Raw genomic sequence first — 1194 nt, forward strand, 5'->3', positions numbered from 1 at the left:
TTCCAAATGGCAATCAGCTGCTCGTCTCTTTCGTTTCGGGCGGACTGATATTCTTTTGCGGAAACCATTATGGGATCGGGCAATTTATCTATTGCTATTTTTCCGTTGGCTGTCATCGGGAAAGACTCCATGGCAATTAAATAGGTTGGAACCATATAGTCCGGCAGCTCATTGCGTAAATAGTCACGTAAAGCGGTTTCATTGTTTTTTCCGGTATAATAACCTGCTAAATGCTGTACGCCGTGAGCGTTAAAACCCGTCACATAACTGTCGGTCACGCCTTCAAAGGCGATAATCGCTTTGGCCACTTCCATTGTTTCCACACGATATCCACGGACTTTCAGCTGATGGTCTTTTCTTCCCACAAAATGGATATTTCCACTTGCATCCCAAAAGCCTAAATCGCCTGTTTTGTATAGTTTCCCATTTCCAAAAGGATTTTCAATAAAACGTTCTGCGGTTTGTGACGTCTGGTTATGGTATCCCAATGCAATCCCGCTTCCTCCCAGGTACAATTCCCCAATCACAAAGTGTGGCTGTAGGGCGAAATGGTCGTTGCAGATGTAGATTTCCCTGTTAAAAATAGGAGCTCCGATACAATTGGAAACACTGCTGTTTTCTATTTGATAATAACTGGTACAAACCGTGGCTTCTGTCGGGCCATAGGTATTGTAGAGTCTGACTTTTTCTGAAAAATTAGATATGTATTCTAATCTCAGGGCATCTCCCCCGCTGATCAGGATTCGTAACGAAGGTATGTTGTTGTTGCCCTGTGCCAGTAATTCGTTAATGCTTTGTATTACCAACGGCGTACTGCTTAACAGGGTAACATTATGTTTTGCGGTTAAATGCAATAAAGCTTCCACGTCTTTTCCGCCCGAAGGGGTGAGTATCAATTCACCGCCCACACTTAGGATTGGATAAATTTCTTCTACACTGGTGTCAAAACTAAAGGACGATTGCTGAATCACAACATCATTCGTTGTAAGTCCAAAATAGTTTGCAAAAGTCTGTGAATAATCCAATAGTGAATGATGACTAATCATCACACCTTTAGGTTTTCCTGTGGTGCCTGAGGTATACATGATATACGCCAGGTCGTTATGTGATGGATTGATTCCTTTATAACTACTATCGTATTTTGATAATTCTGAAATAGTAAGTTCCAGTTTTGAAACGGATGCTTCAATTTCT

The 1194-nt window shown here is 41.6% G+C and carries 1 protein-coding gene; it reads right to left on the reverse strand.

Annotated features, from left to right (window positions below; translation table 11 throughout):
* A partial coding sequence (locus GJU43_RS22710) for an amino acid adenylation domain-containing protein (RefSeq protein WP_154344182.1) occupies nucleotides 1-1194 on the reverse strand: 1194 nt, incomplete at both ends.

The organism is Flavobacterium sp. LC2016-23, from assembly GCF_009674775.1.
In the GTDB taxonomy this organism is placed as follows: domain Bacteria; phylum Bacteroidota; class Bacteroidia; order Flavobacteriales; family Flavobacteriaceae; genus Flavobacterium.